This window comes from Amycolatopsis iheyensis, assembly GCF_024703995.1.
GTDB classification, from domain to species: Bacteria; Actinomycetota; Actinomycetes; order Mycobacteriales; family Pseudonocardiaceae; genus Amycolatopsis; species Amycolatopsis iheyensis.
In genome coordinates this window covers 140,309-166,894 of record NZ_JAMXQV010000004.1, presented here as the reverse complement: position 1 = coordinate 166,894, position 26,586 = coordinate 140,309, and the positions used below count along the sequence as shown (strand labels likewise).

30 protein-coding genes are annotated in these 26,586 nt (G+C 71.7%); 26 read left to right on the top strand and 4 right to left on the bottom strand.

Annotated features, from left to right (window positions below):
• Positions 1–141 precede the first annotated feature (141 nt).
• The 13 genes from M8542_RS10570 to M8542_RS10510 all read left to right on the top strand — a co-directional run bounded on the left by M8542_RS10570 (position 142) and on the right by M8542_RS10510 (position 9,811).
• Positions 142–1,488 carry a hemolysin family protein gene (locus M8542_RS10570; RefSeq protein WP_257919885.1) on the top strand — a complete coding sequence of 449 codons (1,347 nt, stop codon included), beginning with the start codon at positions 142–144 and terminating at the stop codon, positions 1,486–1,488.
• Positions 1,481–1,819: a cytidine deaminase-like protein gene (locus tag M8542_RS10565; RefSeq protein WP_257919884.1), complete on the top strand. Its 339-nt coding sequence runs from the start codon at positions 1,481–1,483 to the stop codon at positions 1,817–1,819. The genes M8542_RS10570 and M8542_RS10565 overlap by 8 nt, the downstream gene beginning before the upstream one ends.
• Positions 1,816–2,712 (top strand): GTPase Era, encoded by an 897-nt coding sequence (gene era, locus M8542_RS10560; RefSeq protein ID WP_257919883.1) that lies wholly within the window; start codon positions 1,816–1,818, stop codon positions 2,710–2,712. Before M8542_RS10565 ends, era begins: the two co-directional genes overlap by 4 nt.
• 189 nt (positions 2,713–2,901) lie before the next feature.
• Entirely contained in the window at positions 2,902–3,270 is a 369-nt protein-coding gene (locus tag M8542_RS10555; RefSeq protein WP_257919882.1) for a CD225/dispanin family protein, read from the top strand.
• Between the two features lie 26 nt (positions 3,271–3,296).
• Complete coding sequence (locus M8542_RS10550) at positions 3,297–3,650, top strand: CD225/dispanin family protein (protein ID WP_257919881.1); 354 nt, start codon at positions 3,297–3,299, stop codon at positions 3,648–3,650.
• On the top strand, positions 3,647–4,102 hold the full coding sequence (locus tag M8542_RS10545; RefSeq protein WP_257919880.1) for a DUF2752 domain-containing protein: 456 nt from the start codon (positions 3,647–3,649) through the stop codon (positions 4,100–4,102). The genes M8542_RS10550 and M8542_RS10545 overlap by 4 nt, the downstream gene beginning before the upstream one ends.
• 199 nt (positions 4,103–4,301) lie before the next feature.
• Positions 4,302–5,360 carry an RDD family protein gene (locus tag M8542_RS10540; RefSeq protein WP_257919879.1) on the top strand — a complete coding sequence of 353 codons (1,059 nt, stop codon included), beginning with the start codon at positions 4,302–4,304 and terminating at the stop codon, positions 5,358–5,360.
• 68 nt (positions 5,361–5,428) lie between these two features.
• Positions 5,429–5,881: a CD225/dispanin family protein gene (locus M8542_RS10535; protein ID WP_257919878.1), complete on the top strand. Its 453-nt coding sequence runs from the start codon at positions 5,429–5,431 to the stop codon at positions 5,879–5,881.
• A gap of 49 nt (positions 5,882–5,930) precedes the next feature.
• Entirely contained in the window at positions 5,931–6,692 is a 762-nt protein-coding gene (gene recO, locus M8542_RS10530) for a DNA repair protein RecO (RefSeq protein WP_257919877.1), read from the top strand.
• Between the two features lie 41 nt (positions 6,693–6,733).
• The gene (locus tag M8542_RS10525) at positions 6,734–7,549 is read left to right on the top strand and encodes an isoprenyl transferase (protein WP_086858941.1); all 816 of its coding nucleotides are present in this window, start codon (positions 6,734–6,736) and stop codon (positions 7,547–7,549) included.
• Positions 7,546–7,971 (top strand): YbjN domain-containing protein, encoded by a 426-nt coding sequence (locus tag M8542_RS10520; protein ID WP_257919876.1) that lies wholly within the window; start codon positions 7,546–7,548, stop codon positions 7,969–7,971. The genes M8542_RS10525 and M8542_RS10520 overlap by 4 nt, the downstream gene beginning before the upstream one ends.
• Positions 7,972–8,090: 119 nt before the next feature.
• Complete coding sequence (locus M8542_RS10515; protein ID WP_257919875.1) at positions 8,091–9,092, top strand: permease; 1,002 nt, start codon at positions 8,091–8,093, stop codon at positions 9,090–9,092.
• Complete coding sequence (locus tag M8542_RS10510) at positions 9,089–9,811, top strand: TIGR03943 family putative permease subunit (protein WP_257919874.1); 723 nt, start codon at positions 9,089–9,091, stop codon at positions 9,809–9,811. The genes M8542_RS10515 and M8542_RS10510 overlap by 4 nt, the downstream gene beginning before the upstream one ends.
• 199 nt (positions 9,812–10,010) lie before the next feature.
• On the opposite strand, the gene M8542_RS10505 is transcribed toward M8542_RS10510, so the two are convergent.
• Complete coding sequence (locus M8542_RS10505) at positions 10,011–10,424, bottom strand: Fur family transcriptional regulator (protein WP_257919873.1); 414 nt, start codon at positions 10,422–10,424, stop codon at positions 10,011–10,013.
• Positions 10,424–10,786 (bottom strand): ArsR/SmtB family transcription factor, encoded by a 363-nt coding sequence (locus M8542_RS10500; RefSeq protein WP_257919872.1) that lies wholly within the window; start codon positions 10,784–10,786, stop codon positions 10,424–10,426. The genes M8542_RS10505 and M8542_RS10500 overlap by 1 nt, the downstream gene beginning before the upstream one ends.
• Positions 10,787–11,059: 273 nt before the next feature.
• Between M8542_RS10500 and M8542_RS10495 the strand changes: the two genes are divergently transcribed.
• The 12 genes from M8542_RS10495 (at position 11,060) to M8542_RS10440 (ending at position 23,759) form a co-directional block, all read left to right on the top strand.
• Positions 11,060–12,142, top strand: coding sequence for an LPXTG cell wall anchor domain-containing protein (locus tag M8542_RS10495; protein WP_257919871.1), 1,083 nt, complete (start codon positions 11,060–11,062; stop codon positions 12,140–12,142).
• Positions 12,143–12,781 carry a class F sortase gene (locus M8542_RS10490; protein ID WP_257919870.1) on the top strand — a complete coding sequence of 213 codons (639 nt, stop codon included), beginning with the start codon at positions 12,143–12,145 and terminating at the stop codon, positions 12,779–12,781.
• A 79-nt stretch (positions 12,782–12,860) separates the two neighbouring features.
• The gene (locus M8542_RS10485; RefSeq protein ID WP_257919869.1) at positions 12,861–13,505 is read left to right on the top strand and encodes a class F sortase; all 645 of its coding nucleotides are present in this window, start codon (positions 12,861–12,863) and stop codon (positions 13,503–13,505) included.
• A gap of 83 nt (positions 13,506–13,588) precedes the next feature.
• Positions 13,589–14,977 carry a glycine--tRNA ligase gene (locus tag M8542_RS10480; RefSeq protein ID WP_257919868.1) on the top strand — a complete coding sequence of 463 codons (1,389 nt, stop codon included), beginning with the start codon at positions 13,589–13,591 and terminating at the stop codon, positions 14,975–14,977.
• A 95-nt stretch (positions 14,978–15,072) separates the two neighbouring features.
• Positions 15,073–16,005 (top strand): ABC transporter ATP-binding protein, encoded by a 933-nt coding sequence (locus M8542_RS10475; RefSeq protein WP_257919867.1) that lies wholly within the window; start codon positions 15,073–15,075, stop codon positions 16,003–16,005.
• A complete protein-coding gene (locus M8542_RS10470; RefSeq protein ID WP_257919866.1) occupies positions 16,002–16,742 on the top strand; it encodes an ABC transporter permease in 741 nt (246 codons plus the stop codon). The genes M8542_RS10475 and M8542_RS10470 overlap by 4 nt, the downstream gene beginning before the upstream one ends.
• A 24-nt stretch (positions 16,743–16,766) precedes the next feature.
• Positions 16,767–17,969 carry a sensor histidine kinase gene (locus M8542_RS10465; protein ID WP_257919865.1) on the top strand — a complete coding sequence of 401 codons (1,203 nt, stop codon included), beginning with the start codon at positions 16,767–16,769 and terminating at the stop codon, positions 17,967–17,969.
• The gene (locus M8542_RS10460) at positions 17,966–18,571 is read left to right on the top strand and encodes a response regulator transcription factor (RefSeq protein ID WP_257919864.1); all 606 of its coding nucleotides are present in this window, start codon (positions 17,966–17,968) and stop codon (positions 18,569–18,571) included. The genes M8542_RS10465 and M8542_RS10460 overlap by 4 nt, the downstream gene beginning before the upstream one ends.
• A gap of 24 nt (positions 18,572–18,595) precedes the next feature.
• Positions 18,596–19,249 (top strand): YdcF family protein, encoded by a 654-nt coding sequence (locus M8542_RS10455; RefSeq protein WP_257919863.1) that lies wholly within the window; start codon positions 18,596–18,598, stop codon positions 19,247–19,249.
• Between the two features lie 33 nt (positions 19,250–19,282).
• Positions 19,283–20,560: a deoxyguanosinetriphosphate triphosphohydrolase gene (locus M8542_RS10450; RefSeq protein WP_257919862.1), complete on the top strand. Its 1,278-nt coding sequence runs from the start codon at positions 19,283–19,285 to the stop codon at positions 20,558–20,560.
• Positions 20,561–20,841: 281 nt separating this feature from the next.
• Positions 20,842–21,936 carry a serpin family protein gene (locus M8542_RS10445; protein WP_257919861.1) on the top strand — a complete coding sequence of 365 codons (1,095 nt, stop codon included), beginning with the start codon at positions 20,842–20,844 and terminating at the stop codon, positions 21,934–21,936.
• Positions 21,933–23,759, top strand: a complete 1,827-nt coding sequence (locus M8542_RS10440) for a glycosyl transferase (protein WP_257919860.1) — start codon at positions 21,933–21,935, stop codon at positions 23,757–23,759. Before M8542_RS10445 ends, M8542_RS10440 begins: the two co-directional genes overlap by 4 nt.
• Positions 23,760–23,864: 105 nt before the next feature.
• Here the strand turns inward: M8542_RS10440 and M8542_RS10435 are convergent, their stop codons facing one another.
• The gene (locus tag M8542_RS10435) at positions 23,865–24,545 is read right to left on the bottom strand and encodes an alpha/beta fold hydrolase (protein WP_257919859.1); all 681 of its coding nucleotides are present in this window, start codon (positions 24,543–24,545) and stop codon (positions 23,865–23,867) included.
• A 50-nt stretch (positions 24,546–24,595) separates the two neighbouring features.
• Between M8542_RS10435 and M8542_RS10430 the strand changes: the two genes are divergently transcribed.
• Positions 24,596–25,153 carry a DinB family protein gene (locus M8542_RS10430; RefSeq protein ID WP_257919858.1) on the top strand — a complete coding sequence of 186 codons (558 nt, stop codon included), beginning with the start codon at positions 24,596–24,598 and terminating at the stop codon, positions 25,151–25,153.
• A gap of 1 nt (position 25,154) precedes the next feature.
• On the opposite strand, the gene M8542_RS10425 is transcribed toward M8542_RS10430, so the two are convergent.
• Positions 25,155–26,561 carry a serine/threonine-protein kinase gene (locus tag M8542_RS10425; protein ID WP_257919857.1) on the bottom strand — a complete coding sequence of 469 codons (1,407 nt, stop codon included), beginning with the start codon at positions 26,559–26,561 and terminating at the stop codon, positions 25,155–25,157.
• Positions 26,562–26,586 lie beyond the last annotated feature (25 nt).

The window sequence follows — 26,586 nt, the reverse complement described above, 5'->3', positions numbered from 1 at the left end:
GCCCGCCCGAGCGCCCCAATGTGGCCTTCGGTGCGTCAGACGCACCGAAGGCCACATTGGGTGCGTCTGACGCAACCAAGGCCACATTGGGGCGCTCGGTCCGGCCGGCGGGCTTCGGGCGCGAGGTTCTAGGCGCCCGTCATGGTCCAGCTTCTCTTCGCGATCGCGCTCGTGCTCCTCGCGGGCGTGTTCGCGGCGGCCGACGCCGCCATCAGCACCGTCTCGCAAGCCCGGGCCGACGGCCTCGCCCGGCTCGGGCTGCCCGGCGCCCGGCAGCTCGCCGCCGTCGTCGGGGAACGGCGCCGGCACATCAACCTGCTGCTCCTGCTGCGCCTGGGCTGCGAGCTCACCGCCACCGTGCTCGTCACGGTGTTCGTCGGCACCCGGCTGGCGCCGCTCGGGCTCGCGGTCCTCGTCGCCGCGGTCGTCATGGTCGTGGTCAGCTACGTCCTCATCGGCGTCGGCCCGCGCACTCTCGGCCGCCAGCACCCGTACCGCATCGGCCGCTACGTCGCCGGGCCCGTCCGCGTCCTCGGCTCGGTCCTCGGGCCGCTGTCCCGGCTGCTGATCCTCATCGGTAACGCCATCACGCCCGGCCAGGGCTTCCGCGAAGGCCCGTTCACCTCCGAAGTCGAGCTGCGCGAGCTCGTCGACCTCGCCCAGGAACGCGGCGTGGTCGAGGACTCCGAGCGCGAGATGATCCACTCGGTGTTCGAGCTCGGCGACACCGTCGCGCGCGAGGTCATGGTGCCGCGCACCGAGATCGTCTGGATCGAGCGCGCGAAGACGGTCCGCCAGGCCCTCGCCCTCGCCCTGCGCACCGGCTTCACGCGGCTGCCGGTGATCGACGAGTCCGTCGACGACATCGTCGGCGTCGTCAACATCAAGGACCTGATGGCCGCGTACATGGACCCGGACGGCGCGAGCACCGTCGTCGGCACGCTGATGAACGAGGCCTCCTTCGTCCCCGACTCCAAGCGGCTCGACGAGCTGCTCAAGGAGATGCAGCGCTCGCACAACCACATGGCGATCGCCGTCGACGAGTACGGGGGCACCGCCGGGCTGCTCACCATCGAGGACGTCCTCGAGGAGATCGTCGGCGAGATCACCGACGAGTCCGACGCCGACGAGCGCCCCGAGGTCGAGGAGCTCGACGGCGGCGCGGTCCGCGTCTCGTCCCGGATGAGCGTCGACGACCTGGGCGAACTGTTCGGCATCGACCTCGAAGACCACGACGTGGAGACCGTGGGCGGGCTGCTCGCGGAACGACTGGGTAGGGTCCCGCTACCGGGGGCCGAAGCCGAGGTCGCCGGCCTTCGGCTGTTCGCCGAAGGGGGCAAGGACCGGCGCGGCCGCATGCGGATCACCTCGGTGGTCGTGCACCCGGCCGACGCCGACGCGATGACGGACCCGGCCGACCGCAGCGCCCGGCGCCGCACGCGCCTGCCCCACCCCGACGAACGCGACAGGAGCGTCGAACATGCCTGACCTCGAGGCGGAGGACCAGAAGCTGGTCGTCCTGGCCCGGTCCTCGCGCGCCCGCACCCAGGCCCCCGAGGGCGCCGCGGTCCGCGACACCGACGGCCGCACCTACGCCGCGGGCACGGTCGACCAGCCGTCGTTCAAGCTCACCGCGCTCCAGGCCGCGGTCGCCGCCGCGCTCTCCAGCGGCGCGGAAGGCATCGAAGCCGCCGCCGTCGTCAGCGAAGAGGGGCTGCTCAAGGGCGCGTCCGTGCACGCGGTCCGCGACATCGCGAAGTACGCGCCGATCATCCTCGCCGCCCCGGACGGCACCGTGCTCGAGGTGCTGAAGCGATGACGGAGCACCGGTCCGGCTTCGCCTGCTTCGTCGGCCGGCCCAACGCGGGCAAGTCGACGCTGACCAACGCCCTCGTCGGCACCAAGGTCGCGATCACCTCGAGCAAGCCGCAGACGACGCGCCACGCGATCCGCGGCATCGTGCACCGCGACGACGCCCAGCTCGTCCTCATCGACACCCCGGGCCTGCACCGGCCCCGGACGCTGCTCGGCGAGCGGCTCAACGACATCGTGCACACCACGTGGTCCGAAGTGGACGTCGTCGGCTTCTGCGTGCCGGCCAACGAAAAGATCGGGCCCGGCGACAAGTTCATCGCCGCGGAGCTGCAGAAGATCGCGAGGCGGACGCCGGTCATCGGGATCGTCACGAAGACCGACCTCGTCCAGCCACAGCAGGTGGCGGAACAGTTGCTTGCGCTGCAGCAAGTGATGGAGTTCGCCGAGCTGATCCCGGTGTCCGCAGTGGACGGTTTCCAGGTCGGCGCGCTCGCCGACCTGCTGGTCGGGAAGCTGCCCGAGGGCCCGCAGCTCTACCCCGGCGGCGAGCTCACCGACGAACCCGAGCAGACGCTGGTCGCCGAGCTCATCCGCGAGTCGGCGCTGGAAGGCGTCCGCGACGAGCTGCCGCACTCGATCGCCGTCACCGTCGAGGAGATGCTGCCCCGCGAGGGCCGCGACGACCTCATCGACGTGCACGCGTTCCTCTACGTCGAACGCCCCAGCCAGAAGGGGATCATCCTGGGGCACAAGGGGGAGCGGCTGCGCGAGGTCGGCGCCACCGCCCGCAAGAACATCGAGGCGCTGCTCGGCTCGAAGGTCTACCTCGACCTGCACGTCAAGGTGGCCAAGGAGTGGCAGCGGGACCCCCGCCAGCTGCGCCGGCTGGGCTTCTGACCGGCGCGTTCCCCGGCCGGGGGGTGATCAGCGGAATTCCTGGTCTCGATTCGGTCGCGGCGGGAGCAATCACCACGTGCACGAGCGCCGGGACCCTTACAGTCGCGGCTTCGACCACACCGCAGCCGGTCGGGGCGGCGGCGGACCGGGTGGTCGGCCATGGAGCACGACGAAGGGGAACGACCGAAAATGACCGACAGCCAGGGCATGCCCAACTACCCCGGTGACCAGCCGAACCAGCCGGGCGGGCAGCCCAACTACCCCGGCGGCCCGGGTGGCTACCAGCCGGGCCCGCCGCCGAGCAACAACCTGGTGTGGGCCATCCTCACCACGATCTTCTGCTGCCTCCCGTTCGGCATCGTGTCGATCGTGCAGGCCGCGAAGGTGAACAGCCTGTGGGCGCAGGGCCAGACGGCCGCCGCGCAGGAGGCCGCGAACGCCGCCAAGAAGTGGGCGATCATCTCGGCGATCGTCGGCGTCGTGCTGAGCGTGCTGTACATCATCCTGGTCGTCGCCGGGGCCTTCACCTTCGGCAGCTTCAACACGACGTCATACTGACGTAGCCGAACAGCAGGAGGACCCCGGTGACCGACCAGTACCCGCCGCCGTACCCGCCCCCGGGCGGGCCGCCACCCGGTTACGGCTACGGCTACCCGCCGCCGAACTACGGGCCGCCGCCGGACAACAACATGGTGTGGGCGATCCTGAGCACCGTGCTGTGCTGCCTGCCCCTGGGTGTCGTCTCGATCGTGAAGTCCAGCCAGGTGAGCTCATTGTGGTTCCAGGGCTACCACGCAGAGGCGCAGAAGGCGGCCGCCGACGCCCGCAAGTGGGCGATGTGGTCGGCCATCACCACCGGGATCCTCCTGCTGCTCTACGTCATCTTCATCATCGTCATGATCGCCATCGGTGTGTCGGCGGAAAGCTGGGCACCGTGACCGCGACGACCGTCTACACGGGATTCCCCGCCCAGGGCGCGAAGGCCAAGCTCCGCGCACTGGGCGCGCCGCTCGCGCTCGTGGCCGGGCTGGGCGCCTGCTGCGCGGTCGTCTGGGCGGGCGACCCGACGACCCCGGGCGGCTTCCTGCCGGTGTGCCCGACCAAGCTGCTGCTCGGCATCGACTGCCCGGGCTGCGGCGGCCTGCGGATGGCCTACAGCCTGATGCACGGGGACATCCCGGCGGCCGTGCACTACAACGCCGTGTCGTTCGTCGTGGTGCTGCTGTTCGTGTGGAGCACCGTCGCCTGGACGGTCGGGAGGCTGCGCGGGCGCGCGGTGGCGAGCTGGCTGCACTGGCGCTGGACGCCGCTGGCGTTTTCCGTCGTGTTCGTCGTCTGGTTCGTCATCCGCAACCTGCCGTTCGCGCCGTTCACCGGATTGCGCGTCTGAACGGACACGCAGGGGAACCGTCCGCGCGGCAGCCGCGTCGGAACGGCGTGGTGGTCACCCGGGCAGTGGATGCCTGGGAGGCGCGACCGTCACCGGAGCGAGTACGCTCCCGCGGACCGGACCGTGCCGCGGGTGTGTGGCCGGGCCGATCCCGCACGTGGTTCCGTGCGGGGGAAGACCAGCGAGGGGGAGAGATCCAATGACCGATCCCTACGGTCAGCAGTCCTTCGGGCAGCAGCCCGGGGGCCAGCAGCCGTTCGGACAGCAACCGGGGCAGGCGCCGCCGCCGTACGGGCAGCAGGCGCCGTACGGGCAGCCCGCGCCGTTCGGCCAGCAGGGCACGCCCTTCGGAGCGCCGCGGAACTACGCGAGCTGGGGCCAGCGGGCGCTGGGGTGGCTGGTGGACTTCGGTCCCGCCGTGCTGCTGTACCTGGTGGTCGCCATCATCGGCATCGCTTTCCACTGGGGTTTCATCTTCTCGATCGTGGCCTTCATCGCGTTCGTCGGCTGGATCGTCTGGTGCGTGTTCAACCGCTGGATCCAGCAGGGCAACACCGGCCAGTCGATGGGCAAGCGCGTCGCGAAGATCAAGCTCGTCCGCGAGGACACCGGGCAGCCGGTCGGCCCGGGCATGGCGTTCCTGCGCGACCTCGCGCACTTCATCGACAACTTCCTCTGCTACGTCGGCTGGCTGTGGCCGCTGTGGGACGACAAGTCCCAGACGCTGTCGGACAAGATCGTCGGCACGGTCGTCGTCCAGGCCGACGACACCGCGGCCCCGAACCCGTTCGCGCAGCCGGGCGCGTTCGCCGCGGGACAGCCGCCGCAGCAGCCCGGCCAGTTCGGCCAACCGGCTTCCGGCGGGTTCCCGCAGCAGCCGCAGTCCGGGGGCTTCGGCCAGCCGGCGCCGGGCGGGTTCCCGCAGCAGCCGGCTTCGGGTGGCTTCCCGCAGCAGCCCGCGCCGGGTGGGTTCGCCCAGCCGCCGGCCTCCGGTGGGTTCCCGCAGCAGCCGCAGCCGGGGTTCGGCCAGCAGCCGGGCCAGCCGCTCGCGCCGCCGCCGGGCGGGTCCGCTTTCGACGAGGACGAGCGCACCCAGATGCTCCGCCCGGACAACGCCGGGGGCGGGTCCGCCTTCGACGAGCAGGCGGAGCGCACGCAGATGCTGCGTCCGGAGACCCACGGCGAGGCCGGGGAGACCCAGAAGATCGACCCCGGTCAGTTCGGGCAGCCGCCGAAGGACCAGCCGCCACACCAGTGACACACCGTCCGCACGACTTTCCACACCGCCGCCCGGCGGAAGCACACGAGTAGTTGGGGTAGAAGTTCATGACCAATCCCTACGGCCAGCCGCAGCAGCCCTACGGTCAGCAGCCGCAGCAGCCGGGCTACGGCCCGCCGTCCGGCGGCATGCCCGCGCCCTACGGCCAGCCCGCGCCGTACGGCCAGCCGCCCTCCGGCGGGTTCGGCGCCCCCGGCTACGGCATGCCCGGCGGTGGCGGCGACATCAACGCCATCAAGGACTACAAGGGCTGGGCGATCGGCTGCATCTTCCTCTGCTGGATCCTCGCGATCTTCGCGATCATGAAGTCCAACGAGGTCCAGACGTACAAGATGCAGGGCAACTACATGATGGCGGAGCAGGCGTCGAAGACGACCAAGACGCTCTGCCTGATCGCCTCCATCATCGGCGGCCTCGGCTGCCTCTTCGCGATCGCGTGGATCATCATCGCGATCGTCGCGGCCTCCAGCGTCAGCTACTGCTCCGGCTACTACTGCTGAACCCGGGTCGGTCCACCCCGGCATCACCCCGAAGTGGGACGATGTCGGGGTGGTGAACCTCTACCGCGACACCGGGGTGGTGTTGCGCACGCACAAGCTGGGTGAGGCCGACCGGATCGTCACCCTGCTGACCCGCCGGCACGGCAAGGTCCGCGCCGTGGCGAAGGGCGTGCGGCGGACGTCGTCGCGGTTCGGGGCGCGGCTGGAGCCGTTCGGCCACGTGGACGTGCAGTTCTACACCGGCCGCACGCTCGACGTGATCACCCAGGTCGAGACCGTGGACGCGTTCCAGCTGCCGCTGGTCGCCGACTACCAGCGCTACACCGCGGCCAGCGCGATCGCCGAAACCGCCGACCGGCTCTCGGCCGAAGAGGGCGAGCCGGTGCTCAAGCTCTACCTTCTCGTCTGCGGCGCGCTGCGCTCGCTCGCCGCCGGGGAGCGCGACGCGTCCCTCGTGCTCGACGCGTTCTTCCTCCGCGCGATGTCCTACGCCGGCTGGGCGCCGGCGCTCACCGAGTGCGCCCGCTGCGGCCTGCCGGGCCCGCACGTCGCGTTCAGCGTCGCGGCCGGCGGCTCGATGTGCCAGGACTGCCGCGTCCCCGGGTCCGTGCACCCCGCACCCGAGGTCCTGGACCTGCTCACCGCCCTGCTCCACGGCGAGTGGACGATGGCCGAGGCGACCCTGCCCGGCACCCGCCGCGACGCGAGCGGCCTGGTCGCGGCCCACCTGCAGTGGCATCTGGAGCGTCAGCTCCGGTCCCTTCCTCTGGTCGAGCGACGCGCCCGGGAGAGTGTGCGACCCGGGCAGTAGGGTCGGGCCTGATCGGTTTCACCCATCCAGGGAGGCTCGCAGTGCTGCGCAGGGGACGCGAGAACAAGGCGTCGCGGTACGAGCTGCGGGCCCCGGATCCGCACCCGTCCGGCGCGAAGCCGCCGGAAATCCCGCGTGAGCTGGTCCCGAAGCACGTCGCGCTGGTCATGGACGGCAACGGCCGCTGGGCCAACCAGCGCGGGCTGCCGCGGATCGAAGGCCACAAGCGCGGGGAAGCGGTGATGATCGACGTCGCCGCCGGCGCCGTCGAGATCGGCGTCAAGTGGCTCTCGGTGTACGCCTTCTCGACGGAGAACTGGAAGCGCAGCCCCGAAGAGGTGCGGTTCCTGATGGGCTTCAACCGCGACACCATCCGCCGCCAGGTCGACTACCTCGGCTCGATCGGCGTGCGCATCCGCTGGGCCGGGCGCCGGCCGAAGCTGTGGGCGTCGGTGATCAAGGAGCTGCAGGCGGCCGAGGAGAAGACCAAGCACAACACGGCGCTGAACATGACGATGTGCGTCAACTACGGCGGCCGGGCCGAGCTGGGTGACGCGATGCAGCGGATCGCGCGGGACGTCGCCGACGGCAAGCTGGATCCCGGCAAGGTCACCGAGAAGACCATCGGCAAGTACCTGTACCAGCCGGAGATGCCGGACGTGGACCTGTTCCTGCGGCCTTCGGGCGAGCAGCGGACGTCGAACTTCCTGCTGTGGCAGTCGGCCTACGCCGAGATGGTCTACCAGGACACGCTGTTCCCGGACTTCGACCGGACGCACCTGTGGCGCGCCTGCCTGGAGTTCGCCAAGCGGGACCGCCGCTTCGGCGGCGCGGTCGACCAGGCGGCTTCGTCGTGAGCGCGACCGAAGCGGCCGAGACCGCGGAACTGCTGACGCAGGCGAAGGATTCTCTCGAGCGGTACCTCGAGGTGCGTGTCGACGACGACGGCGCGCTGACGTTCTCCCACGGCGACGTCCCCTGCGTGATCCAGGCGACCCGGCTCGGCGAGGGGCTCACCGTGCTCTCGCTGACCTGCGTGGTCGGCTGGGACCTGCCCGACCGCCCCGACCTTTCGGTCGCGGTCGCCGAGCGGGCGGGCCAAGGGCTCTTCGGCACGCTCGGGGTCGGGCACTCGGACAACGGCCTCGACGTGACGCTGCGGTACGCGTTCCCGGCCGCCGGGCTGGACGAGGTGGCGCTCGGGACGTTGCTGATGCTGGTCGTGTCGACGGCGTCGCAGCTGCGGACCGATTTGCCGGGAATCGTCCCCGGGGAGTAACCCACACGGACTGTCATCCGGGCCGCGAACGGCGAATTCCGGCCGGAATCCGGCACTTTTCGACCGTTCGCGGCTGTGCGGTGCTCTCGCTGTCGGACCTGGCTGGCATCATCGCCGTCGTGAACATCGTTTCCGACAACGCGCGGCGGACCCGCCGGTTCCGGGTCAGCTCGGTCGAAGTGCTGTGCGCGATCCTGCTCGTCGCGATCCTCGCCCAGGGCTGGCTGCAGCAGGTGTTCGACGTGCCCGCGCTGCGCACCGGCTCGACCGTGTTCGTCGCCGTCTGCGTGCAGGCGCTGCCGTTCCTCGTGCTGGGTGTGCTGATCAGCGGGGCGATCGCGGCGTTCGTGCCGGCCCGGGTGCTGGAGAAGGTGCTGCCCCGGCGGGCCGGGGCGGCGGTCGGCGTGGCCGGGCTCGCGGGGGTCGCGCTGCCGGGGTGTGAATGCGCTTCGGTGCCGGTGGCCCGCCGGCTGATGGGGCAGGGTGTCGCGCCGGCGGCGGCGTTGACGTTCCTGCTGGCGGCGCCGGCGGTGAACCCGGTGGTGCTGGTGGCCACGGCGGTCGCGTTCCCGGGCAAGCCGGAGATGGTGCTGGCGCGGTTCGCCGGGTCGCTGGCCACGGCGATGGTGATGGGCTGGCTGTGGGCCCGCTGGGGCAAGCTCGAGTGGATCACCGAACGCGCGTTGCGGCGCCTGCCCGACGTCGCGGGCGGGCAGCGGTGGCGGGTGTTCGCGGAGACGGCCCGCACGGACCTGGTCGAGGCGGGCGGCTTCCTGGTGCTGGGCGCGCTGATCTCGTCGGCGCTGAACGTGCTGGTGCCGGCCCGCTGGTTCGGTGTCCTGGGTGATCAGCTGGTGCTCGGCATCGTGGTGATGGCGGTGCTCGCGGTGGTGCTGGCGCTGTGCAGCGAGGCGGACGCGTTCGTCGCGGCCTCGCTGACGGCGTTGCCGCTGCTGCCGAAGCTGGTGTTCCTGGTGGTCGGGCCGGCGGTGGACGTGAAGCTGTTCGCGTTGCAGGCGGGCACGTTCGGCAAGTCGTTCGCGGTGCGGTTCGCGCCGGTGACGTTCGTGGTGGCGGCGGCCTGCGCGGTCGCGGCCGGGCTCGTGGTGGGGCTGGCATGAGGCGCGAAACGCAGAACATCCTGCTGATCCTGCTCGGCGGCGCGCTGGTGAAGATCGCGGTCAACGGCGACTACCTGAGGTACGTGAAGCCGGCCCAGCAACCGTGGATCATCGCGGGCGGCGCGGTGATGGTGCTGCTGGGCGCGGTGGCGATCGTCCGCGACCTCCTGGCGGCTCGTGCCGCCGCGGCGGCGGACCACGACCACGGTCACTCGCACTCCGCTCGGCCGGCCTGGTTGCTGCTCGTCCCGGTGCTCGCGGTTTTCTTGGTCGCCCCACCCGCACTGGGCGCCGACTCGGTGATCCGCACCGAAGCGCGTGTCCCGGCCAGTGCGGCGGCCGCCAACGCCGCGGCTTTCCCACCGTTGCCGGCGGGGAACGTGGTGCCGCTGTCGGTGAACGAGTTCGTCTCGCGAGCGGGCTGGGACACCTCGGGCACGCTCAACGGGCGCGCGATCTCCCTCACCGGCTTCGTGGTGCACACCGGCGGCACCACGTTGCTGGCCCGCCTGGTGATCAGCTGCTGCGCGGCCGACGCGTTCCCGGTGACGGTCCGCATCCGCGGCGGCGAAGCCGACCACCTCGCGGCCGACGCGTGGATCCGCGTGACCGGGCAGGTCGTCCCCGGCACGGCGACGAAGGACAACAACTACACACCGGACTTCACCACGGCGTCGATCGACACCGTGCCGGCGCCGAAGGATCCTTACGAGTACTAGTTTGTGCTGTCCGGGGAGGGTGGTCAGCCGGGTGACCTGCCGCCGGAAGTGGCGTATGCCCGCCAGGCTGCGGTGGAAGCGTTCGGCCTTGCCGTTGGTTCGTGGCCGGTTCGCAGCGGCGCAGTGGTTCGCCGGTGACCCGGTCGACAGGGACAGGCTGCTGCGGTCGGTCATCCCGGCTGCGCGGTCGCGGTCGGCCCTAGTGCTCGGCGCAGGTGCCGGTGATCTCCACCGTGTGGGAGATCTCCGAGAACCCGTGCTCGGCCGCGATCTTCTCCGCCCAGCGCTCCACCGCCGGCCCCTCGACCTCCACCGTGCGGCCGCACAGGCGGCAGACCAGGTGATGGTGGTGGTGCGCGGAACACCGGCGGTAGATCGCCTCGCCGGAGTCGGTGCGCAGGACGTCGATCTCGCCCGCCTCCGAAAGGGACTGCAGGGTGCGGTAGACCGTCGTCAGGCCGATGCCGTCGCCGCGTTTGCGCAGCTCGTCGTGCAGCTCCTGAGCCGAGCGGAAGTCGTCGATGGTGCTCAGCAGCTCGACCACCGCGGCCCGCTGCCGGGTCGACCGGCGCCCGGGCACCGGCGCCTGGCCCCGTTGTGCGGCGTGCGTCATCACTTTCCTTCCTGCACGTGGGCGACGGCGTCGACGACGATGTGCGCCAGGTGGTCGTCGGCGAGCCGATAGACGACCTCGCGGCCGCGGCGCTCGCCCTGGACGACCCCCGCCGTCTTCAGCACCCGCAGGTGCTGGCTGATCAGCGGCTGCGCGACGTCGAGCGCGTCCACCAGCTCGTGCACGCACCGGTCGGCCGCGCGCAGCTGCAGCACGATCGCGATCCGGACCGGCGCGGCCAGCGCGCGCAGCAGGTCGCCCGCGTCGCTCAGCACCGCCGCCGCCGGGCGCGCCGGCGCCGACACCGCCGGGGCGCAGTCCGCGAGGTCCGGCTCGGCACCACTCCCGGTCACCGTCGCCATACCCGCCTCCACGCTGCTCGTCGCCGTCCGGACCATGATTTCGGTAGTCATTGCCGATAACGGCCCTGCCCATCCTAGTGTTCCCGCCGGGCGCCTCCCGCTCCGTCACCGCCGCTTGCGGACTACGGCCGGTCGTAGTACTCCATTCGGGTGAGTTCGTGGGATATTGGCTCTTCGGCTTCGCATGTCGTGGCCGACGGTGCAAGGTGGTCGCGGAGCGTTTCGTCGCTTCTCGTACGCTGACGGCCCGCCCGAGCAGAGCAGTGGGGAGACATGACCCGTTTCGTGACGAAGGCAGCCGCGCTGACGGCCGCCGTGTTCCCGCTGGTCAGCACCGGGGTGGCCGGCGCGCAGAGCCAGGCCGTCGACGAGAAGACCGGGCCGGTCTCCTTCGCGAACATCGCCTCGGTCCGGATCTCGACCCAGGGTCAGCCCGGGGGCGCCCTGATCACCGAGACCCAGCGCTCGCCGCTGCTGCCCGGCCAGTCCAAGCTCGGCTCGGACCGCGTCTCGGTCCCGAAGGACGACGGCGAGCGGAAGACCTTCGGCGGGCACTACCAGATCGACCTCGGCCGATACAGCAACGGCAACCCGTACCCGTCGGGCGTGGCGAGCCGGGACCACAACGTCGTCGCCGCGCTGCAGGCGACCACCGTGCCCACCGCCGTCGCGGAGACGAACTACGCGCTGCGGGACACCTGGCAGGGCGGGGCGAAGGCGATCGACAGCACCGTGCTCGTGCTCGAAGGCGCGAAGACGTCCGTCGACTGCACCGGCCCGGGCAAGCTCACCGGCACGTCCACGCTGTCGCGGCTGTGGGTGCGCCAGGGCGGCTCGCTCGGGATCGTCCCGATGCCCGCCGGCAACGCCGGCCTTCAGCTGAAGAACCTGCGCCTCGGCCCGCCCGGGGACATCACGAACGCGAGCAAGGAGACCACCCTCTCCGACCTGAAGCTGACCCGCGTCGGCGCGTTCGACCAGCTGATCCGCCAGGACGGCTGGCGGGGCGGCGACTTCACCGCCGTCGCCGGCTGGCGGGCCGAGATCACCACCCACGTCAAGGACGCTTCCGGCGCCGCGCTGCAGGACGTGCAGACGAGCATCGTGCTCGGCGGCGTCAGCTGCTCGGTCCCGAAGGGCTTCGTCGCGAAGGCCGGCAACCAGGCGGGCGGCGCGAACGCCTCCCAGGCGCCGGTGCCGACGCAGGTCCCGGCCGGGTACCTCGGCGCGGCCGCGCCCGACACCGGCAGTGACGGCTCCCGCGTCCCGCTCAGCATCGGCCTGCTCTTCGGCGGGGTGTTCTTCGGGGCGGTCGCGCTGCTGCTGGGCAGGCGGCGCAAGTCCGGGACGGACTAGGTGCTGCGCACCGGGCTGGCCGCCGTCTCGGCGGCGCTGGCCGTGGCCGCGTTCGCGGCCGGTGTCATCCTGCTGACCTGGCTGCCGCCGACGGCCACCCAGGCCGCGGGCCCGGCGCCCGGCTCCCTGCCCGGCGAGGCCGCGGCCCCGGCTGTGCTGCCCGCCGACAGCGAGTCCGCCGCCCAGCAGCGGCCCGGCACGGTCCGGCTCCCGGACGGCGCGACCGCGCGGCTGGTCCGCACCGAGCTCACCGACACCGGCGTGCTGCCGATCCCGCGCGGCCTGGGCGACGCGGCCTGGTGGGGCGCCAAGCTGGGCGCGGCCCAGGGCGCGGCGCTGCTGTCGGGGCACGTGAACTGGGAGGGCGAGAAGGGGCCGTTCGACGAGCTCTGGCGTATGAAGGGCGGCGACCACGTGAGCGTGGTCGACGCCCGCGGCGGCCGCTGGGTCTACCGGGTCGACACGGTGGTGACGCTGACGAAGGAGACCCTGCCGGCCCAGGCGGGGAAGTGGTTCGGCCAGGACGGCCCCCACCGCCTGGTCCTGGTGACCTGCGGCGGCGACTACGTCGGGGGCACCGAGGGCTACGACGAGAACCGCCTGGTCACCGCGAAGCTGGTGGCCCGCCCGACCGGCTGATCGATCCGGTGCAACCCCGGCGGCTCCGCACCGCATGTGAACCTTCGCAACGGCACGACCAGCGAAGGAGCACAGGCGCATGCAGGAGCAGAACCCGGCGGAACGGAAGAAGGGCTCGGGCCGCTGGTGGATCGTCGGCGTGGCCGGCGCGTTCGTGGTCGCGGCGCTCGTCGCCACGTTGCTCATCTTCACCGGAAAGGATGAACCCGCCGTCGCGAACGGCACGGCGAGCAGCACGCCCGTCGCCGCCGGCCAGCCCGCGAAGCAGGACATCGGGCAGGCGCCGTCGCAGCTGGCCCTCCCCGGGGGTGGCACCGCGAAGCTCGTCCAGGAGGACCTCGACGACCAGGGCGCCCTCAAGATCCCCGAAGGTCTCGACGAAGCCGCCTGGTGGGGCGCGAAGCTGGGTGCCGACCACGGCGTCGCGCTGCTGTCCGGGCACGTGAACTGGAAGGGCAAGAAAGGCCCGTTCACCGAGCTCTGGCAGGTCAAGCAGGGGCAGGAGGTCAAGCTGACCGACGCCGCGGGCGGGGCGTGGACCTACCGGGTCGACGCGACCGAGACCATCCACAAGTCCGAGCTGGCCGGCCGCTCCGAACAGCTCTTCGACCCGGACGGCCCGCACAAGCTGCTGCTGGTCACCTGCGGTGGCGAGTACGTCGGCGGCACCGAGGGCTACGAGGACAACCGCGTCGTGACGGCGTCGCTGGTCTCGCGGCCGTAGCCTGCGCGAAAAGCGGTGGGCCCCGGCGGATACCCTTGACGTTCTAGTCCGATAACCGTCCCCGCATGCTTCCGGAGCGTGGAGTGCCCACGAACACCATCGATACCGTCGTCAGCCTGTGCAAGCGCCGTGGTTTCGTCTTCCCCAGCGGAGAGATCTACGGCGGTACCCGCTCGGCGTGGGACTACGGACCGCTCGGGGTCGAGCTCAAGGACAACATCAAGCGCCAGTGGTGGAAGACCGTCGTGCAGGGCCGCGACGACGTCGTCGGCCTCGACTCGTCGGTGATCCTGCCGCGCCAGGTGTGGGTGGCCTCCGGCCACGTCAACGTGTTCACCGACCCGTTGATCGAGTGCCTTTCGTGCCACAAGCGGTTCCGCGCCGACCAGCTCGCCGAGGAGTACGAGGCGCGCAGCGGCAAGCAGACCACCGAGGACGACCTGTCCGACGTGCCCTGCCCGAACTGCGGCACGCGCGGCAAGTACACCGAGCCGCGGGACTTCAACATGATGCTGAAGACCTACCTCGGCCCGGTGGAGTCCGAAGAGGGCCTGGCCTACCTCCGCCCGGAGACAGCGCAGGGCATCTTCGTGAACTTCTCCAACGTCCAGCAGACGACGCGGAAGAAGCCGCCGTTCGGCATCGGCCAGATCGGCAAGTCCTTCCGCAACGAGATCACGCCGGGCAACTTCATCTTCCGGACGCGTGAGTTCGAGCAGATGGAGATGGAGTTCTTCGTCGAGCCGGGCGAAGACGAGCGCTGGCACCAGTACTGGATCGACGAGCGCACGAACTGGTACAAGGACCTCGGCATCAAGGCCGACAACCTGCGCCACTTCGAGCACCCGAAGGAAAAGCTGTCGCACTACGCGAAGCGCACGGTCGACATCGAGTACCGCTTCGCGTTCAACGCCGGCCAGGAGTGGGGTGAGCTCGAAGGCATCGCCAACCGCACCGACTTCGACCTGACCACGCACTCGAACCACTCGGGTCAGGACCTGTCGTTCTTCGACCAGGCCTCGGGCCAGCGGTACCGGCCGTTCGTCATCGAGCCGGCGGCCGGTGTCGGCCGGTCGATGATGGCGTTCCTGGTCGACGCGTACCACGAGGAAGAGGTGCCGAACGCCAAGGGCGGCACCGACACCCGCGTGGTGCTGAAGCTCGACCCGCGGCTTTCGCCGTTCAAGGTCGCGGTGCTGCCGCTCTCGCGCAACGCCGACCTGACCCCGAAGGCGAAGGAGGTGGCCGCGACCCTGCGCAAGCACTGGAACGTCGACTTCGACGACGCCCAGGCGATCGGCCGCCGCTACCGCCGCCAGGACGAGATCGGCACGCCGTACTGCGTCACGATCGACTTCGACTCGCTCGAGGACCAGGCCGTGACCGTGCGCGAGCGCGACACGATGTCGCAGGAGCGCATCGCGATCGACAAGCTGGAGTCCTACCTGGCGGCCCGCCTCATCGGCTGCTGAACCCCGCCCGGGCCCGGGCACCCCTGACACCTGTCACGGTGAGGTCGTGACGCACGGTCTGGGGACCCGGGCCCGCCGGGCGGCAGCCTGGGGGCATGCGAGAAACAGACTCCCAGGCGGTGGCGGCGGGGGCCGCGGTCCACCTCACCGGCCTGCGCAAGCACTACGGTGACGTGCACGCGGTCGACGGCGTCGACCTGACGATCGCCCCGGGCGAGGTGGTCGCCCTGCTCGGCCCCAACGGCGCCGGCAAGTCCACCACCGTCGACATGATCCTCGGGCTGACCAGGCCCGGCCACGGCGAGGTCCGCGTGTTCGGCCGCAAGCCGATCGACGCCGTCCGCGCCGGCCTGATCGGCGCGATGCTCCAGGGCGGGGCCCTGATGGACGACCTCACCGTCGGCGAGACCGTCGGCATGGTCGCGGCCCTGCACCGCAAGCCGATGCCGGTCGCCGAAGCCCTGCGTGCCGCCGGCATCGAAGAGCTGGCCGGCCGCCGCGCGAACAAGCTCTCCGGCGGGCAGAAGCAGCGGGTGCGCTTCGCCGTCGCCCTGGTCAGCGACCCGGACCTGCTGCTGCTCGACGAGCCGACCGCCGCGATGGACGTCGGCACGCGGCGGGAGTTCTGGCAGTCGATGTACTCCTTCACCGAGTCCGGCCGCACCGTCCTGTTCGCCACGCACTACCTCGAAGAGGCCGAAGAGTTCGCCGACCGGGTGGTGCTGATGCGCCGCGGCCGCGTGGTGGCCGACGGGAGCGTCGCCGAGGTCCGCGCGCTGGCCGGCGGGCGCACCCTGCGGGCCGCCGTCCCGGGCGCCACCGAAGCCGCGATCGCGGCCCTGCCCGGCGTCAAGGAGTTCGAGCTGCGCGGCGACCGCGTCGCCATCTCCAGCGGCGACTCCGACGCCACGCTGTGGGCGCTCAAGGCCGCCGTGCCGGGCGTGCACGACGTCGAAATCAGCGCCGTCGGCCTCGAAGGCGCCTTCCTCTCCCTGACCGCCGACGAGACCCCGGAGTCCGTGCGATGAACGCCGCCTACCTGCTCACCGAGATCCGCCGGAACTTCCGGGCGCCGCGGTTCCTGATGTTCGTCATCGCGTTCCCGGTGCTGATGTTCCTGTTGCAGGCCAGTGTCTTCGTCAAGGGAAGCGATCCGGACCACGCCGCGTTCGCGGCGGTGGTGATGATCAACATGATGACGTTCGGGACGTTCGCCGCCGCCAACACCAGCGGCGCCCGGCTCGCGCTGGAGCGGGCGCTCGGCTGGCAGCGCCAGCTGCGGCTGACCCCGCTGACCGGCGTCGGCTACCTCGGCGGCAAGGCGGTGTCCGGGATGCTCGTCGGGCTGCCCGCCCTGATCCTCGTGCCGCTGCTGGCCGTGACGGTCGAGGGCGTGCACCTCGACGCCGCCGGCTGGGTCCGGATCCTCGCCGGGATCTTCCTCGGCACGATCCCGCTGGTCCTGCTCGGCCTGCTGATCGGGCAGTTCGGCACCCCGGACTCCATGCAGCCGATCAGCATGCTGGTCACCCTCGGCATGGGCTTCCTCGGCGGGCTGTGGATCCCGATCGAGACGATGCCCGGCTGGATGCACGACGTCGCGCAGATCATGCCGACCTACTGGGTGCTGCAGGTGGCGCGGCCCGCGGTGACCAGCGACATGGTGGTCTCGCTGCCGAACGCCGCCGGCGTGCTCGCGGCGTGGACCGTTGTGCTGGGGGCGCTGGTGATCAGGCGTTACCGTAAGGACAGCGCCCGGGTCTGAGGGCCGGGGACAGGGGAACGGGTCATGGGCAAGGACGAAGCGAACCAGCACGGGCTGAGCAACCACGACACGTGGTGGGAGGACCCGCCACCCAACCGCGGCCGCAGCGGGCCGGACAAGCTCCGGTGGCCGGTCCTGTCGATCGTGTTTACCCTGCCCTACCTCATCCCGGTGACGAAGTCGCTGCTGGCGGTGGACCGGGTGACGCCCGGGGTCGTGGCGCTGTGGGTGCTCGTCTACGGCGTCGCCGTGTCCTACGCGCTCTTCCCGATCGCGTTCGACCGCGCCCGCCCGTTCCGCTTCGCCTACAGCGTGTGGATGCTCGTCCTCGGCCTGGCCGTGGTCGCCACGACGCACACCAACCCGTTCGTCCTGCTCTACGGCACCGCCGCGCTGGTGTTCCTGCTGCCGCTCGCGTGGGTGGTGCTCCTCGACGGCGCGGCACTGCTGGTCGCGGCCGGGATCCTGCTGGTGAACGGGCGGTTCGCCGACAACTGGGGCGACCTGGTCACCGTCGCGTCGGTGACGATGGCGATGTTCTTCATGTCCAGCCTGGTCCGCGCGGTGCGGCGGCTGCAGCAGGCCAACGAGGAGATCGCCACGCTCGCGGTGGCGAACGAACGCGAGCGGGTCGCCCGTGACCTGCACGACCTGCTCGGGCACAGCCTCACCACGATCACCGTCAAGGCGGGGCTGGCCCGGCGGGTGCTGGAGAGCTCGGGCGACATCCCGCGCGCGGTGGAGGAGATCCGCGAGGTCGAGAGCCTGACGCGCAGCGCGCTCTCCGACGTCCGCGCGACCGTGTCGGAGTACCGCGAGGTCTCGCTGTCGGCGGAGCTCGTCGGGGCCCGCGCGGCGCTGCGGGCCGCCGAAATCGACGCCGACCTGCCGCACGCCGTCGACAACGTCCGGCCGGAGTTCCAGACCACCTTCGGGTACGTGCTGCGCGAGGCCGTCACGAACGTGCTGCGCCACTCCGGCGCCAAGCTGGTCAAGGTGAAGCTCGGCGACCGGTGGCTGGAGATCGAGGACGACGGCACGGCCACCGGGGTCGTCCCGGGCAACGGCCTGCGCGGGCTCACCGAGCGCCTCGACGCGGTCGGGGGCACCCTGGCGGCGTCGGCCCGGCCCGGGGGAGGATTGCTGGTGCGGGCGGAGATCCCGCTGCCGGAACCCCACGCGGCCGCGCCGGCCGTGCGGGCCGAACCCGCGGGAGGACTCGCTTGATCCGGGTGTTGCTGGCCGACGACCAGGCCATGGTGCGCGGCGCACTGGCCACTGTGCTCGGCCTCGAGAACGACATCGAGGTGGTCGGGCAGGTCGGCTCCGGCGACGAGGTGGTGGCCGCCGCGCGCGAGACCAAGCCGGACGTCGCCCTGCTCGACGTGCAGATGCCGGGCAAGGACGGCCTCGAAGCGGCCGCCGACCTGCGGGCGGCGCTGCCCTCGTGCCGGGTGATCATCTGCACGACGTTCGGCAGGCCCGGCTACCTGGCCCGCGCGATGGCGGCCGGCGCGGCCGGGTTCGTCGTCAAGGACGCGCCGCCCGAGCAGCTCGTCGAAGCCGTCCGCCGGGTCCACAGTGGACTCCGGGTGGTGGACCCGGCGCTGGCCGCCGAGTCGCTCGCCACCGGCGCCAGCCCGCTCACCGGGCGGGAGCGGGATGTGTTGCGGGAGGCCAAGGACGGCGCCACGGTGGCCGACGTCGCCCGCGCGCTGCACCTGTCGGAAGGGACCGTGCGCAACCACCTGTCCGCCGCGATCGGCAAGACCGGCGCCCGGACGCGGGCCGAAGCGGTGCGCGTCTCCGAGGAGCGCGGCTGGCTCTGACCGGCCTCTGACAGAATGGGCCGCGTGGGTACCGCTGAACGCACCAAGCCGACGCGCGCGAGCTGGGCGCGCCGGATCGCCTTCGGCACGGTGCTCATGCTGCTCGCGCTCGTCGGCGGCACGGCGTTCCGCGTCTGGCAGGTCGCGCGCGAGAACGACCGGACACCCGCCGACGTCATCGTGGTGCTGGGCGCGGCCCAGTACAACGGGAAGCCGTCGGACATCTACGCCGCGCGGCTGGTCAAGGCGAAGCAGCTCTACGACTCGGGTGTCGCGAAGACGATCGTCACCGCGGGCGGCAAGAAGGCCGAGGACAACTTCACCGAAGCCCGGGCCGGCCAGCTGTGGCTGACCCGCCACGGCGTGCCGTCGTCGGCGACGCTGGCGGTCGGCGAGGGCAGTGACACGCTGCGCAGCCTCCGGGCGGTCGCGGACCAGGTCCAGGGGCGCGGCTGGCACACGGCGGTGCTGGTCAGCGACCCGTGGCACTCCTTCCGGGCCCGGACCATGGCCGACGACCTGGGGCTGGACGCCTGGACCGCGCCGACGCACAGCGGGCCGATCGTGCAGGAACGCGTCACCCAGGTGCGCTACATCGTCCGCGAGACGGGGGCGCTGCTGTACTACCGGCTGACCAAGACCCCGGCCGACGACCTGTTCGCCACCTTCCTGGGCTGAGTTTTTGTCGGTGGCCGCGTTTAGGCTGGCCGGGTGGACTACACCGAGCACGACACCGCCCGCCTCCGGCCGGAGCCGGCGAAGGGCGGGGCGCTGGCCGGCACGAGGGCGGACGGGCGCAGCGCGTTCTCCCGCGACCGCGCCCGCGTGCTGCATTCGGCCGCGCTGCGGCGGCTGGCGGGCAAGACCCAGGTGGTCGGGCCGGGGGAGGGCGCCGAGGTCACCGGCGTGCCGCGCACCCGGCTGACGCACTCGCTGGAGGTCGCCCAGATCGGCCGGGGCATCGCCGAGGAGCTGGGCGCCGACCCGGACCTGGTCGACACCGCGGGCCTGGCGCACGACATCGGGCACCCGCCGTTCGGCCACAACGGCGAGCGGGCGCTCGACTCGGTGGCGGCCACGTGCGGCGGGTTCGAGGGCAACGCGCAGACGTTGCGCATCCTCACCCGGCTGGAGCCGAAGCTCCTCGGCGAGGAGGGCGCGACGGGCGGGCTCAACCTGACCCGCGCGTGCCTCGACGCCACCACGAAGTACCCGTGGGCCCGCAAGCCCGGCCAGGTGAAGTACGGCGTCTACCCCGACGACGTCCCGGTGTTCGAGTGGTTCCGCGCGGGGGCGCCGGCGGAGCGGACCTGCCTGGAAGCCCAGATCATGGACTGGGCGGACGACGTCGCGTACTCGGTGCACGACGTCGAGGACGGCGTGCTGGCCGGCCGGATCAAGCTGCGCGTGCTCGCCCACCCGGACGAGCGCGCGGCCGTCGCCGAGGCCGCGGCCAAGCACTTCTCGCACCAGTCGGTGTCCACTTTGGAGGATGCGGCGGCGGAGCTGCTGGCACTGCCGGTGGTGGCCGCGCTGGCCTCGGCGGAGCCGGACGGCTCGCCGGGCGCGCAGGTGGCGTTGAAGCGGCTCACGAGCGAGCTGGTCGGCCGGTTCACGACGGCGGCGGTCACCGGCACCCGGAAGGAGTTCGGCGAGGGGCCGCTGGGCCGGTACCGGGCGCGGCTGTGCGTCCCGGAGCAGGTCGCGGCGGAGGTGGCGCTGCTGAAGGCGCTGGCGCTGCGGTACGTGATGAGCGACCGCCGCCGGCTCGCGATGCAGGAGGGCCAGCGCGAGCTGCTGGTGGAGCTGGTGCACGCGCTGGCCCGCCGCGCCCCGGAGTCCCTCGACCCGCTGTTCGTCCCGGCCTGGCAAACGGCCCCGGACGACGCGGGCCTGCTCCGCGTGGTCATCGACCAGGTCGCCTCCCTCACCGACGCCCAGGCCCACGTCTGGTACTCCTGGCACGTAACCCGCCTCCACCACGGCTGACCCGCGCGCCGTGATCAAAGAGTCAACTCGCGTGATTGAAGGGTCGACACGCGTGATTGAAGGGTCGACACGGCATCGAGCCCGGCCTGCGCCGTGTCGACCTCCCGATCACGCGAGTTGACCCCCCAATCACGCGAGTTGGCTTTCTGATCACGGGCGGACCTGTGGGCGAAGTGGTATCTGGCACTTGGCGGGTGCCGGGCGGTGGGGGATTTGTCACCTGTGGGCGGAGTTCCGCGTGGCCGCCCGGTGGGGTGAACCGTTCCGGTACGCTCGCCCGCATGGCCACGGACAGCCACCTCCGGTTCGCCCTCGCCGTCCACGCGACCCTCGGCGCCGGGGGTGAGAACTCCTGTTTTTCGCCGTATTCGGTGGCCAGCGCGTTGACCCTGGCCGCGCGGGCCGCCGGGGGCGTCACGCGCGAGGAGCTCGTCGCGCTCGTCGGTGACCCGGCCGAGCAGACCGCGCTGCTGCGGGCGGCCACGGAGCTGGCCGAAGAAGGCCGGGGTGGTGAGCAGCCCGTGCTGACCGTCGCCAACACGCTGTGGGCCGACGACCGGCTGCCGCTGGAAGACTCCTTCAAGGCCGAGCTGGCCGAGTGGCCCGGCGCCGCCGTCGCGAGCGCGCCCTTCGAGAAGGCGCCCGAAGACGCCCGCGCCCTGATCAACGACGACGTCGGCCGCACCACCCGCGGCCTGATCCCGCAGCTGCTGCCACCCGGCTCGATCGACGCCGACATCGCGGCCGTGCTGGTCAACGCGCTGTACCTGAAGGCCGCGTGGAAGCTGCCGTTCCGCGAGGCGAACACGTCCGACGCGCCGTTCCACGCGCCGTCGGGCACCCGCGACGTCCCGACGATGTGGCTGAGCGAGAGCGTCGGCTACGCGCACACCGGCGGCTGGCAGGTGGTGCAGCTGGTCGCGGCGGGTGGCCTGCAGGCCGTCGTGCTGCTGCCCGACGGCGACCTCGCCGACGCCGAAGCCGCCCTCGACCAGGCGAAGCTGACGAGCCTGCTCGGCGCCGTCCGGTCGAAGCGCGTGGAGCTCTCGCTGCCGAAGATCTCGCTCGACGTCGCCAGCCCGCTGACCCGCGTGCTGCAGGGCCTCGGCGTGCGCACGATGTTCACCGACGACGCCGACCTCAGCGGGCTCTCCCCGGACCCGCGGCTGACCGTGTCCGAGGTGCTGCACCAGGCCGTGCTGCGGGTGGACGAACAAGGTTTCGAGGGGGCCGCGGCGACCGCGCTGACGATGCGCCTCACCTCGATGATGATCGACGACCCGGTCGCCTTGGCGGTCGACCGGCCGTTCCTGCTGCTGGTCCGGCACGCCGGCGCCGGAGCCCTCCACTTCTTCGCCAGGGTGGTCGAACCGTGAGCTTGAAGTCCGAAGCCGTCCCCGAACTCGTGCCACCCGCTCCCGAACCACCCGAAGGCCCGAAACGCTGGGCGTGGCAGGACTCCGCGATCGCCGGGGGATTCCTGCTCTTCACGATCCTGCTCTACAACGGGCTGTGGTTCGACCTCAAGCGCGGCTACCTCTGGAACGGCGCCGCCGACCAGAGCCAGTGGGAGTGGTACTCGACGGTCGTCGCGAAGGCCGTGCTGCACTTCCAGAACCCGTTCACCACGGACCTGCAGAACTACCCGCTCGGCGTGAACATGGCGGCCAACGCGGCGATGTTCGGCCTGAACATCCCGCTCGCGCCGCTGACGCTGACCTTCGGCGCGACGCTGACCTGGGCGATCGTGCTCACCGCCGGGCTCGCCGGCACCGCGATCGGCTGGTACTGGGTCTTCTCCCGGCACCTGGTGCCCAACCGCACCGCGGCCGCGATCGGCGGCGCGTTCTGCGGCTTCGCCCCGCCGATGATCTCCCACGGCAACGCGCACCCGAACTTCGTGGTGCTGTTCGTGCTGCCGTTCATCGCGCTCAAGACGATCCAGATCGCCCACGGCGAACGCCCGGTGCGCAACGGGATCGTGCTCGGCCTGCTCGTCGCGTGGCAGATCCTGCTCGGCGAAGAACCGCTGATGATCTTCGCGCTCACGTTCGTCGTGTTCGCGATCGCCTACCTGATCCCGCACCGCGCGCAGATCCGCGGCATGCTGGCCCCGCTGGGCAAGGGGATCGGCATCGGCGCGGTGGTCGCGCTGCTCATCGCCGGCTTCCCGTTGTACTGGCAGTTCTTCGGCCCGCAGAGCTTCCATTCGCTGCTGCACGGCTCGGCGGGCAACGACACGGCGGCGTTCACCCGGTTCGCGACGCAGTCGATCGCCGGCGCGCCGGAAGCGGCCGCGGACGTGTCGATGAACCGCACCGAGGAGAACGCGTTCTTCGGCTGGCCGCTCATCGTGCTCATGGTGATGCTGACCATCTGGCTGTGGCGCGACGTCGTTTCCCGGGCGCTCGCGATCACCATGTACGTGATGGCGATCCTTTCGCTGGGCATCGAGATCACGGTGGCGCACAAGGACACCGGCTTCCCCGGGCCGTGGAAGTGGCTCGGTCAGCTGCCGCTGCTGGACTCACTCCTCGAATCCCGGCTGGCGATGGGCTGCATCCCGGTGGTCGGCGGGCTCCTGGCGATCGCGACGCACCGCGTCTGGACGGCGGCCGCCGACCAGGCCCGGCTCATCAAGGACACGCCTCTCGAGGACAAGCCCCGGTTCCCGCTGCGGATGATCTGGATCGGCGCGGTGGTGGCCGTGCTGCTCCCGATCGCGCCGACCGAGCTGGTGACCTACGAGCGCCCGCTCTCGCCGTCGTTCTTCGCCGACGGGACCTGGCGTCAGTACATCGCGCCCGGCGGCTCGCTCGTGCCGGTGCCGCTGCCGAGCACCGGCGAGGCGGAGCCACTGCACTGGCAGGTCGACGCAGGCCTCGGCTACCCGATGCCCGAGGGCTACTTCGTCGGCCCGACGTCACCGGACGACCGCCGCGGCCGGTACGGCGCGGTGCCGCGCCCGACTTCGGACCTGTTCGCCGAAGTCGAGCGCACCGGCCAGGCCGCGGACGTCACCGAAGCTGACCGCACCGCGGCACTGGCCGACCTCCGCTACTGGAAGGCCGACGTGCTCGTGGTCGGCCCGCGGCAGAACCAGGAAGCCCTCAAGTCCACTGTGGAGCTACTGCTGCGCAAGCCGGCGGAGTTCGTGGGCGGCGTGTGGATCTGGGACGTGCGCGCGTTGACGCCGTGATCGTTCGGCTGGGCTGCCGGAGGAGTCTGGGCCGGTTGTGAGGTCCGCAGGCTCCGGTGTCGGCGGGGTGTGGGTTTGGGACGTGCGCGTTGACGCCGTGATCGCTCAACCGGCCGCCAGCAGGACTCGGGCCAGCTCGGCCGGTTGCGAGAACATCGGCCAGTGGCCGGTGTTCAGCTCCACCAGCTCCCAGCGGTCGCTCTCGAGCAGCGCCACCACGTCCGGGCTCGGGGTGTCGCCGTCGAGCAGGCACTTGAGGTAGGTGGCCGGCAGCTCGGCTAGCGAGCCGGCCAGCACCGCCGGCTCGGTGAGCGACGCCGCCGGGTGCGGGGTCGAGCCGTCGACGATCCGGGTGATCTGGTCGGCCGAAAGCCCCTGTCCCGCATAGTCTTCCGCTGTCAGCGGTGGCCAGTAGCCGCTCTCGGTGAGCTCGGCCACCCGCTCCGCGCTCCAGCGCGAAGTGAACGACTCGCCGTTCGACGGCACGTTGGAGTCGACGAACACCACGCGGCGCAGCCGGCTGCCGATCCGCTCGGCCGCCTGCCCCACCGGGATGCCGGAGTAGCTGTGCCCCACCACCACGACGTCCCGCAGGTCGGCCCGCTCGACGACGTCGACGATGTCCTGGACGTGTGCCTGCTGCCCACCGGGCTCGCCGGCTCGCTCGGCGACGCCGGACAGCGTCACCGGGTGGACGCCGTGGCCCGCCGTGCTCAGCTCGCCCACCACGTCGTCCCAAGCCCACGCGCCGAGCCAGGCCCCGGCCACCAGTACGTATTCGGTCATGATCGCCAAGCTAGCGGAGGGGTCCGACAATTTCGGTAGAGTCGGCGCCCGTGACCTCTGTGGACGAGCAGGACGAGCTGGACGAGCAGGGCCGGCCCGAGCCGCCCGTCGACGGCGACGAAGCCGCGACGCTCCTCGGTTTCCTCGACTTCCACCGCGCGACGCTGGCGTGGAAGTGCGCCGGCCTCGACGCGGCGGGCCTGCGCGCGACGCACCCGCCGTCGACCATGACGCTCGGCGGGCTGCTCAAGCACCTGGCCTACGTGGAGGACAACTGGTTCTCCCGCGTGCTGTGCGCTCGCGAGCCGAGGCCGCCGTTCGACGCGGTCGACTGGGCGGAAACCCCGGACTGGGACTGGGATTCCGCCGCGGACGACACGCCGGAGGAGCTGCTGGCGTTGTGGGAAGACGCCGTCGCCCGCTCCCGCGAACTCACCGCGGAGGCGCTCGAAAACGGCGGCTTGTCCCGGCGGGCCGAGCGCGCGCTGCGCGACGGCACGACGCCGAGCCTGCGCTGGATCCTGGTCCACATGGTCGAGGAGTACTCCCGCCACAACGGCCACGCCGACCTGATCCGCGAGTCGATCGACGGCGCCACGGGGGAGTAGCTCAGCGGCTCTTGGTCACCGAGTCGGCGTCGACGCACAGCTCGCCGTCCCGCAGCGCGATGCCGAGGACGTGGGTTTCGGTGACGTCCGGACGGCCGTCGCGGTAGTGCAACCGGATCCGAGCGGTCACCGTGCTGCCTTCGGCCGTGGGTGTCCCGACCACCTCGGCGCCGCTGAACTTGCTCCAGAACTTGTCGTAGCTGTCGCGGGTCCGCAACCGCAGGTTCGGGCCGATCAGCGCCCAACCGGCGTCGGTGTCCGGCATCAGCCCGTAGTAGTGGACGACGAAGCCGGTGAGGTCCCGCGGCGCGGGCCGGCTCGCACTGGCCGTCGTCACCGCGACGGGCACGGTGGACTGGGTCGTGCGAACCGGGACCGGGACCGGCGCGGCCGGCGCCGCCGACGTCGGGGCCGCGACCGGGGCACCCGGCAGCAGCGCGGGCAACGCGACCAGCGTGCCCACCCCGCCCAGCAGGACCAGCAGCACGAGCGTCATGGCGACGGCGAACGCGGTCTTGCGCCGCCGCGGCGGAACGTCCGGTTCGACCTGGGTGAAGGCCCGGGTGTCCAGGGGCGGGGCGGTGAAGTCCCCCGGCGGGCGAACCGCGTTCCGCGCGCCGGCCGCGAGGGCCTCGGCGGTGGGGTAGCGGTCGTCGGGGCTCTTCGCCATGCCCCGCGCCACCACGCCGTCGAGCGCCGTGGGCACGCCCGGGCGCAGCAGGCTCGGGCGCGGTGGCGGCTGGTTCAGGTGGGCGTGCAGCAGGGACGCCGCCGTCGTCGCGGCGAACGGCTTGGTGGCGGTCAGGCACTGGTGCAGGACGCACGCCAGCGCGTAGACGTCGACGCGCTGGTCGGGCCGGGCGCCGGTGAACCGCTCGGGCGCCATGTAGTCGAGCGTGCCGATGGCCGCGCCCGCGCCGGTCAGCCCGCTCGTCGCCTCCTGGGACCGCGCGATCCCGAAGTCCACCAGGTAGGCGAACCCGTTGTGGTTCAAGAGGATGTTCGACGGCTTGACGTCCCGGTGGACCAGCCCTTCGGCGTGCGCGGCGGTGAGGGCCTGGGCGATCTGGCCGACCACGTCGACGGCTTCGGCCGGGTCCATCGGCCCGCGTGTGCTCAGCCGGGTCCCGAGGTCTTCGCCTTCGACGAGCTGCATGTCGAGGTAGAGGCGGCCGTCGATTTCGCCGAACCCGTGGATCGGCACGATGTGCGGCTCGCGCAGCCGGGCCGCCGCGTGCGCCTCGCGCCGGAAGCGCTCGCGGAACTCCTGGTCGGCGGCGAGGTGGGGCGGCAGCACCTTCAACGCCACGACCCGGTCGAGCCGGGTGTCGCGGGCGCGCAGGACTTCGCCCATGCCGCCGCGCGCGATCGGCCGTTCGATCCGGTACGGCCCGAATTCCGGGTTCACGTGGCTCCTTCGCAGGCGGATTACC